Annotated in this window: 2 protein-coding genes; both read left to right on the forward strand. The window is 66.6% G+C overall.

Annotated features, from left to right (window positions below):
- The first annotated feature begins 136 nt into the window (after nt 1–136).
- Nucleotides 137–5,896, forward strand: coding sequence for a type I polyketide synthase (locus tag A5695_RS12215; RefSeq protein WP_068081696.1), 5,760 nt, complete (start codon nt 137–139; stop codon nt 5,894–5,896).
- Nucleotides 5,897–5,919: 23 nt separating this feature from the next.
- Nucleotides 5,920–10,611, forward strand: a 4,692-nt coding sequence (locus A5695_RS12220) for a beta-ketoacyl synthase N-terminal-like domain-containing protein (protein ID WP_304442343.1), incomplete at its 3' end; no start/stop codon positions are given.

The following is a 10,611-nucleotide window of genomic DNA, read 5'->3' on the forward strand; positions in this document are numbered from 1 at the left end:
CGGGCTAGTATAGGGTCGCGGCGAGCGCTCGACCTGCCTCTATGCTGGCCGATGCAGCAATTCCGGACGGCCAGTCCATAAATATGGAACCGCTTCGCCCGACGTTGTTCGGGCAGACAATGCACAGAGGAGGACCATGGCATCCAAACATCCTCCTGTCGCCATTGTCGGCGTAAGCGCTCTGCTTCCAGGGTCGCCGGGAGCCGAACGCTTCTGGCGCAACATCGTCGATGGCACTGACCTGTTCTCCGAGGTGCCTCCGTCGCACTGGCGTGTTGACGACTACTACGACCCGACTCCGGGCACGCCGGACAAGGTATACGTCCGGCGCGGCGGATTCTTGCCCGACGTCGAGTTCTCACCAATGGACTTCGGGATCCCGCCGAACGTCCTGCCATCGACCGACACCGCCCAATTGCTCGCGCTGATGGTTGCGCAGCAACTCTTGGAGGACGCCGCAGGCGGCGATTTCTCACACATAGATCGTGAACGCGTCAGCGTGATCCTCGGCGCGGCCGGCGCCACCGAGTTACTCGGCCATATGAGCGGCCGCCTGCAACGGCCGGTCTGGGAACGGGCGCTACGCGCGGGCGGCCTGTCCGAAGGTGAGATCTCAGCAATCAGCGAGCGTGCGATGTCCATATACACGCCGTGGCAGGAGAACACCTTTCCCGGCCTCCTCGGCAACGTGATCGCCGGGAGAATCGCCAACCGCTTCGATCTGGGGGGCAAGAACTGCGTCATCGACGCGGCGTGTGCCAGCTCCCTGGCCGCCATTGAGGTGGGCCTCCATGAGCTTTACCTGGGCGAATCGGACATGGTGATCACCGGCGGAGTGGATGCCACCAATGACATCTCCATGTTCAAGTGCTTCAGCACGGTGACCGCGATGTCGCCCACCGGCGACTGCCGCCCGTTTTCGGACCGGTCCGACGGCACGATGCTAGGCGAAGGGCTGGCGATGTTCGCGCTCAAGCGTCTAGACGACGCCGAGCGTGATGGTGACCGGATCTACGCAGTGATCAAAGGAATTGGGTCGTCCTCGGATGGCCGGGCGAAGAGCATCTATGCCCCGAGCCCGGCCGGTCAGACCAAAGCCCTGCGCCGCGCCTATGCCGCCGCCGGTTACGGCCCGGAAACGGTGGGGCTGGTGGAAGCGCACGGCACGGGCACGAAAGCCGGTGACACCGCCGAGTTTTCGGCGCTGCGCGAGGTCTTCGCGACCCCCGGCCGCGCCGACCTGCAGTGGTGTGCGCTGGGCTCGGTCAAGTCTCAGATCGGGCACACCAAAGGGGCGGCGGGCGCGAGCGGGCTGTTCAAGGCCGTGATGGCGCTGCACCATCAAACCGTGCCGCCAACCATCAAAGTCGATCGACCCAACCCTGGCCTCGAGATAGAGAAATCACCGTTCTATCTCCCGACCAAAAAGAAGCCCTGGGTGGCCGACAAGGGCATTCCACGGCGCGCGTCCGTCAGCTCGTTCGGCTTCGGTGGCACCAACTTCCACATCGCCGTCGAGGAGTACACGGGCACCGGCCGGCGCGCGCCGCGATACCGGTCCTGGGATTGCGAGCTGATTGTGCTCGGCGCACCATCCGCGGCCGCACTCGCCGACGAAGCCACCCATCTGTCCGCTTTGCTCGTCGATGCCGACTGCATGCTGTCCTACATCGCGCACCGCACCCAGTCGGCGTACGACGCAACGCAACCTCATCGCCTGGCTCTGGTTGCCGACAGTGTTGCGGACCTGCGCACGAAACTGTCCGAACTCGCGGCCAAGCTCCAAGACCCGCGCGTTCCAGCGTCTTTCAGCTCGCCGGCGGGTTACTACTATTCGGCGCAACGTCCGGGACCGGTCGCGCTGCTATTTCCGGGGCAGGGCAGCCAATACGTCGGCATGGGCGCAGACATCCCACAGCTGTACCCGCCGGCCTTATCGCCATGGGAACTTGCCCGCGCCGACCACCTGGATGCGGACCGCGACCTACACCAAGTTGTCTGGCCGAGAACGGCGTTTACCGACCGCGACCAGGCGGGGCAAGCGGCCGAATTGACCAAGACGGAGTGGGCGCAGCCCGCCATCGGGGCCCATAGCCTGAGTTTGCTTGCCGTGACCCGCGCCCTCGGCATCGTGCCGGTCGCCGTCGGCGGGCACAGCTTCGGCGAGGTCATCGCCCTACACGCCGCGGGCGTATTCAGCGACGACGTCGCCCTACGGATCGCACGGCGACGCGGTGTACTGATGGCCGAAGCGGCGACCACCGGCGATGGAGCGATGTGCGCGGTGACGGCTCCAGTCGACAAAGTCCGTGCGCTCATCGAGGATTGGAAACTTGCGGTGGCGATCGCCAACCACAACGCTCCTGACCAGGTGGTGCTATCGGGTGACGCCCCGGCCATCGACGAGGCCGCTCAGCGCTTCACAGCGGCGGGGGCGAACGCGCGGCGCCTTGACGTCGCGACCGCGTTCCATTCCGAACTCGTCAGTTCGGCAACGGTTCCGTTCGACTCTTTCCTCGCGGATATTCCGTTCGGAGCTCCGGCGATTCCGGTCTACGCCAACGCCACGGCGAAGCCGTACCCCGAAGACCCGCAATCGATCCGGGCCATGCTGGCCGGGCAGATCCCTACGCCCGTGCGGTTCGCTGAGCAGATTCAGGCGATGTGGCGCGCCGGCGCTCGCACGTTTGTCGAGGTCGGTCCCGGCAGTGTGCTGACAAATCTCGTCGGCAAGTGTCTGGAGGGCGAGGAACACTGCGCGGTCGCGCTGGATGCCAAGGGCCGAAACGGCATTCGATCGCTGTGGACCGGGCTGGCCCAACTTGCCGCCGCCGGTGTCCACATGGATTTCGGGCGCCTGTGGGATGACTACCGTGTTGGCGACGACCCCCGTACCCGTAAGCAGCAGAAACTGACCCTCAAGATCAATGGATCCAACTATGGAAAGCCGCAGATCAGTGACGAGCCGCTGCAACGGCCAACTGACGTCGAGACATCGGCGGACCACAGTCACCACAACGTGCACAGCATCGAATCGGAGTCCGCATTGGCACCACCAGAATCAGTTACGTTCGTAGCCCCCGCGGTGGTTCCGAACGGAAGCTCGGCCGCTCTCAGTGGGGATGGTCATGGCGCGGGCACTGCTGCCGCGCCATCGTCCGGCGTGCCCGCCGACGTGGTGGCGCAGATGTTCGCCGCAATGGGGACGTTGCAGGCCAGCGTCGACCAACTGCGAGAACTTCTCGAGACCCTGGCGTCACGGACCGGAATGGCTTCACCGCCGGTCGCAGCAGCACCGGTCCAAAACGGCACACCAACCCCGCCCCCACCCGCAGCCGACACCAACCTCATCACCCAGATGCTCGAAGTCGTCGCCGACAAAACCGGCTACCCCACTGAAATGCTCGACCTCTCAATGGCACTGGAAGCCGACCTCGGCATCGACTCCATCAAACGCGTCGAAATCCTCTCCACCATCCAACAACGCCACCCCAACCTCCCCGACGTCGACACCACCACCATGGCCACCCTGGTCACCCTCCAAGAAATCGTCGACCACCTCCAAAATCCCAGCACGCCCAACGGCACACCGGTCGGTGACCGCCTCCCTTTTGAGTTGGCCGGAGCAGCGATCGCCCGTTACGCGGTACGGGCGGTCGCTGCTCCGGCGAGCGGGATGGGAATGCCGGGCCTTTACGGCGCTGCGAACGTGGAAATCGTTGCCGCCCAAGACGACGACGTCGCCAACGCCCTGGCCGCGATCCTGCGCACACACGGCATCGGAGCGGCCATCACCGACGAGCCCAGCACCGAGGCCCAGGCGGTGATCCACCTCGGCGGCCTGGGCCGGGCAGCCACGCGGGACGCCGCACTGGCCATGAACCGAACCATCTTCTCCGACGCGCAACGCATCGCGGCCAGGTTCTCCGAACGCGGCGGGGTCTTCGTCACCGTTCAGGACACCGGCGGCAGCTTCGGCCTGCTCGACGAGCCCGGCCCGCGCGCGTGGACCGCGGGCATCGCCGCCCTCATCAAGACGGTCGCGCAAGAGTGGCCGACGGCGCAGGTCAAGGCGATCGACATCGCGGCCGGGCAACATTCCCCGATCAGCGTCGCCGAACACCTCGCACAGGAGATGTTGGCGGGGGGACCGGAACTGGAAGTCGGTTTGGGCAGCAGCCACGGCCGCGTCACGGTCGTCGCGGACGCGCATCCGGTTGCCACGCACACGCCGCGTATCGATCGTCGCGACGTGATCGTCGTGTCGGGCGGGGGCCGCGGTGTCACGGCCGCGTCGGTGATCGCCCTGGCAAAGCACACGCGGGCCAGCTTCGTCCTGATCGGACGCACGGAACTCGGCGATGAACCGCCCGCCGCACGCGGGCTGACGACCGACGCCGAACTCAAGCGGGCGCTGCTTGCCGGCGCAGCGGCACAAGGACTCAAGCCCACGCCCAGGCAGCTGGAACAGCAGGTACAACGCATCCTGGCCGACCGCGAGGTGCGTGCGACGATGGCCGCGTTGAACGACGCCGGCGCCCGCGTGCGCTACGCCGCTGCCGACGTCCGCGATTCGTCGCAACTCGCCGATTTGCTCGCCGGCGTGCGAGCCGAGTTTGGGCCCATCACCGGGTTGATCCATGGCGCAGGCGTTTTGGCCGACGCCCCCTTGGAGAAGAAGACTCTCGACGGGTTCGATCGCGTCGTCCAGACGAAGGTCGGCGGTCTTTGTGCACTGCTGGACGCGACGGCCACCGACCAGCTGAAGCTTGTCTGCCTGTTCTCGTCGGTGGCCGCGCGCAGCGGCAACGTCGGCCAGAGCGACTACGCCATGGCCAACGAGATACTCAACAAGGTGGCATTGGCCGAGCAGGCCCGGCGCGGCCCATCCTGCCTCGTCCGGGCAGTGGGCTGGGGCCCATGGGACTCCGGCATGGTCACACCGGGTCTCAAGGCGATGTTCGAGTCACGCGGCATCCCGTTGATCCCACTTGCCGACGGGGCACGCGCGTTCGTCTCCGAGGTGCTCGATGGCGACTCCGACCTCTGCGAGGTGATCGTCGGGGGCGGTGTGTCAGCCGGCGCGCCAACGCATCCGATACCGGATAAAGGCCGCGTTGCGCGGGTGGCGGCCCACGTGACACGTCAGCCGTACCTGATCGATCATCGCATCCAGGACAACGTGGTGCTGCCCGTCGCGCAGACGCTGGAGTGGTTCGTCCGGATGACCGAAGCGTGCCGGCCCGGACAGCGCGTCAATCGTCTTATCGACCTCAAGGTGCTTCGGGGCGTGACGTTGCAGGACTTCGAACGGCACGGCGACCCGATGCTGGTGCGTTGCGCGCCGCTGGAAGGCCAGCCGGACCGGTTGGTGTGCACGCTGACCGATAGTTCGGAATCAGCTGCCTATTACTCCGCGACCATCGAAACGGGCTCGGGCTCAACGGTTATCCCAAGCCTCTCGACGTCGATACCGCGCAGTGGCCGGCTCGGCCGCGAAGCCTGCTACCGCGGCGGTGCGCTATTTCACGGCCCCGCATTCCAGGTGATCGACAGCGTCGACTGCTGGGACACCAGCGCCACGGCATGCTTGCGGGGAGTGACGGCGGCGGGCTGGCCGGGCGAAGGCTGGGCGACGGATCCGGCTGCGCTCGATGGCTGTCTCCAGTTGGCCCTGATCTGGAGTTTCGAACGGCTTGGCCGCACGGTGCTGCCGCTGCGGCTCGGCGAGGTGGTGCGTTACCAGGACGGCCCGCTGGGCGACGGACTTCGGTGCGTGCTCTCCAACGGCGACGCCCAGAACAACCGAGCGGTCTGCGACCTCGACCTGGTCGACACGGACAATCTGCTGGTCGCCAGCCTCAAACGACTCGAGTTGTTCCCGTACGGCAGCTGATCCGATGATGCCGCAGAACCGCCGTGAAGTTTGAACCCATCGCGATCGTCGGTCAGGGCTGCGTCCTTCCCGGCGGCCTGAACCCCGACGAGCTGTGGGCGACCGTGCGCGACGGGCGCGACGTCCTCGGCCCGCCGCCGCCCGGGCATTGGGGCGTATCGACGACGCGCATAACCGGAGGGGGGCAGCGCCACCCCGTCCTCGACCATGCCTGGACGGATCGCGGTGGACACGTGCGCGGCTTTGACGCGGTCGTCGACCCCCACCGTTTCCTGCTCGACCCGAAGCACTTGCAGGGCCTCGATCCGCTGTACCTGTGGGCCGCCGAGGCGGCCCGGCAAGCCGTCCAGAGCGCGGGCTGGTCCCCCGGTGAAATCCCCGGTGCCGCCGGTGTGGTCCTCGGCAACTTGAGTTACCCCACGAAATCGATGACGGATCTGGCCGAAATGGTCTGGCGTGGCGGCAATCACGGGATCGATTGGCGTAACCGTTTCATGTCCGGCCTACCGGCCCATCTGATATCCGACGCGCTGGGCCTGACCGCAGGCGCCACCGCCCTCGACGCCGCATGCGCCTCCTCGCTGTACGCCATCAAGCTGGCGTGCGATCGGCTCCACGACCGCACGGCGGACGTGATGGTGGCCGGCGGCGTCAACGGCGCGAGCGACCTGCTCCTGCACGTCGGCTTCACCGCGCTGCAGGCGCTCAGCCGTACGGGGAGGTCGCGGCCCTTCCACCGCGACGCGGACGGGCTGGTGCCCGCCGAGGGCGCGGCGTGTCTGGTACTGAGAAGGCTGGACGACGCGATCGCCGACGACAACGGCATCCTCGGCGTCATCCGCGCGGTGGGTCTGAGCAACGACGGCCGGAGCGGCGGCCTGTTGGTACCTTCCCAGGAAGGGCAGGAGCGCGCGATGAGGCGCGCGTACGAGATGGCCGAGCTTGCGCCGCAAGATATTTCACTCGTCGAGTGCCACGCGACCGGCACTTCACGCGGCGACCTGGTCGAACTGATGAGCATGACCCGGATCTTCGGGGGTGCCCAGAACGTCCCCATCGGATCGCTGAAGTCCAACCTGGGGCATGCCATCACGGCCTCGGGCGCAGCGGGAGCCATCAAAGTACTCGCTGCCATGCGGGCAGGCTTACGCCCGCCGACGCTGCACGCCGAAGACCCGGTGCCGTTCCTCGCCGACTCCCCGTTCCGGTTGCTCACCGACGCCGAGCCCTGGGAATGCGATGGGCCACGCCGCGCCGCGATCAATAACTTCGGCTTCGGCGGCAATAACGCCCACCTGGTCCTCGAGGAATGGCCCGAGTCGTCCGGGGCGCTCCATCTGCCGGGGCGGCCGGTGGCGAGTTCCCCGGCTGCCGACGACATCGCCATCGTCGGGCTGGCGCTGCGGGTGGGCGGACACGAAACCGCCTCGGTCGCAAACCATTTGAGGACATGCCAGCCGATTCCCAGCTGTGACGGCGACGGGGTCCACCGGGCACGGATGGCCGATATCTTCCTCGATCTCGCTGAAACCCGCTTCCCCCCTGTCGATCTCAGCCAGACGCAGCCCCAGCAACTTGCACTCCTCGCTGCCGCCCTCGACATCGGTGACCTGATCAAACGCCTGCCATCGGAGACGACCGGCGTCGTCGTGGGGATGGGTTGCGACGCGGAGGTGACCCGATTCGGCGTGCGCTGGCGGATGGCCGACGAGATCGACGATCCCGAGCAACTGGCGACGGCCCGCGACCGCGTCGTGCACGGGTTGACCGCCGCGGGGGTCGTCGGCGCCATGCCCAATGTCGTGGCCAACCGGTTGAACAGTCAATTCGATTTGCGTGGGCCGAGTTTCACCGTGTCCAGGGAGCAGCTTTCCGGCAGCACAGCGCTGGAACTGGCCGCGCGTGCGCTGCGGCGAGAGGAAATCGACGCGGCCGTGGTGGGCGCGGTGGACCTCAGCTGCGAACCGGTGCACGAAGCCGCAGCTCGCGCGTTGCTGGGATCTGACGAGCAAACGCCCGGTGACGCCGCGGTCGTGTTGGTGCTCAAACGCTCCGAGGACGCGCGTCGTGATGGCGACACGGTACTTGCCACCCTGCCCGCCGACCAGAATCCGGTCGGTGATTGCCTGCACCTGGGGTCTGCGCCCGGAGCGTTCAACCTCTCCCGCCTTCTCGGCCACCCGCATGCCGCATCCGGGCTGCTGCACGTAGCCGCCGGCGTGCTCTATGGCCTGCTCCGCGTGCGGCCTGATGGGACACCATGGGAATCGGAAAAGCGGGTCGTCGTCACCCTCAACGCGCTGGCCGGCCAGACCCAGCGCATTGCGCTGGTGCCGGCCGCTGCCGAACACAGGCCGTTTCCCGCGAGCGTGAAGCCCCCGCCGGAGAAGTTCACACGACGACAATTCCCCGCTCATCTGCCCGCTGTGTTGCTCCCGAGCACCGCTGATCAACCGGAGCCGCTAATGGCGTCACGCCTCCCCGTTCCGCCGACACTGCCCAAAGCCGACGAGGCGTTGGCGCGGGTCTCGTTGGGCGAAGCCCTGCTAGCGCAGCTTCCGCCCGAGCCGCTGTCGATTGCGTATGCCGTCGACCTCCACCGCACCCAGAACGGCTCTGCACCGCGCGGTTTCACACCGCAGCTTAATGGCGCCGCTGTGGATGCTGTGCACCAGGACGCAACCGACAACGCAGCCTGCAGGGCGATCCAGCCGCCGCGGCCCGCCGGCAAGGGCTTGCCGACGCCGACAGTCAAGCGCGCCCCGGTGGGCCTCGCTCTGGACAAGGACGGACTGCGGGTACACGCTTCGGGCAAGATCTCCGACATCTACGGCCCGCAATTCGCCGTGCAAGACGATTACCTTCGGCAGGTCCGGATGCCGGAACCCCCTCTGCTGCTGGCGGATCGCCTACTGGGCATTGACGCCGAGCCGGCGACAATCGGCACTGGAACCCTGTGGACCGAAACCGATGTCACCGCCGATGCGTGGTGGCTCCATCAGGGCCGGATGCCGGCCGGCATCATGATCGAAGCCGGGCAGGCGGACCTCATGCTCATCTCCTGGATGGGCGCCGACTTCGCCAACAAAGGCGAGCGGGTGTATCGCCTGCTGGGTTGCGAGGTGACCTACCTCGGTGGCCTGCCGGAGATCGGCGACACCCTGCGCTTCGACATCCACGTGGACGGCCACGCCCGCCAGGGCGACATCCGCCTGTTCTTCTTTCATTACGACTGCACGATCGACGGTGTCGAACGAATGTCGATACGCAATGGGCAGGCCGGGTTCTTCTCCGACGAGGACTTGGCGGCCTCGGGCGGCATCCTCTGGCGCCCCGAGGATGAGACCGTCACAGGCCCCATGGAAATCACGTCGGCGCCAACGTCGCGCACGTCGTTGAGTCGCGCCGATCTCGAGGCGTTGGCGGCGGGCCAGGTCTGGCAGACGTTGGGTAGCGGCTTCGAACGCGGAGCCAGCCACACCCGCACGCCGCGCATCTCGGGCGGTAGCATGCTGTTCGTCGACGAGGTGACCGACCTGGAGTTCTCCGGCGGGCCTTGGGGCCGTGGTTATCTGCGCGCCGCCGCGCGGGTGACGCCCGAAAGCTGGTTCTTCAGCGGTCATTTCAAGAATGACCCGTGCATGCCCGGTACCCTCATGTACGAGGCGACGATGCAGACCATGGCGATCTACATGACGGCCCTGGGCATGACGCTGGAATGCGATGGGTGGCGGTTTGAACCGGTGCCGTTCGAGACCTACAAGTTGCGCTGCCGTGGACAGGTCACCCCGCAGTCGCGCGAGCTGGTCTACGAGGTGTTCGTGCGGGAGGTCCTCGCCGGCCCCGAGCCCACGCTGTTCGCCGATCTGCTCTGCACGGTCGACGGCTTGGCGGCGTTCCACTGCGTCCGGATGGGACTCAAACTCTCCCCCGGCTGGCCGATGGATCTGGGCGCGGAGGAGCTGAAAGGCTACGTCGAACCCAAGCCGGTCGCCGAAGCCGATGGGTTCCGGTTCGACTACAAGTCGATGCTGTCCAGCGCTATCGCTAAGCCTTCCATGGCGTTTGGCCCCCTCTACGAGAAATTCGATTCGCACCGAAAGGTGGCCAGGCTGCCGGCTCCGCCCTACCACTTCATGTCCCGGGTAACCGACGTGGTGGGCGAGATCGGCGTGAAGAAGTCCGGTGCCCGGGCCGTGGTGGAGTACGACGTTCCCAGCGACGCTTGGTATTTCACTGCTAACGGGACGGCGACGGTTCCCAACGCAGTCCTCATGGAGGTGGCTCTTCAGCCGTGCGGGTGGCTCGCCACCTATGTCGGCTGCGCGCTGGACCACGACGTGGATCTCTGTTTCCGCAACCTCGACGGGACGGGCACCCAGCACCGGGAAATCACGCCCTCGACCGGTACGGTGCGCACCAAAGTCTCGCTGACGAACGTCGCCCAGGCGGGTGGAACCATCATCGTGAGCTTCGACGGCCACATCGAGGCGGACGACGGACCCGTCTACACGTTCACGACGGTGTTCGGATACTTTCCCCACGAGGCGTTGCAGCACCAAAACGGGCTTCCCGTAACGGAAGATCAGCGTTACCTCTTGGAGCTGCCCTGCGACGCTTCGGTCGTCGACCTACATGCCCGCCCGGACGAGTTCTTCGGCGCGGGTGCCCGGCTGGCCGATCCCATGCTGTTGATGATCGACCGGGTGACGGGC

It is taken from the genome of Mycobacterium sp. E1747 (genome assembly GCF_001667775.1).
Classification (GTDB): Bacteria; Actinomycetota; Actinomycetes; order Mycobacteriales; family Mycobacteriaceae; genus Mycobacterium.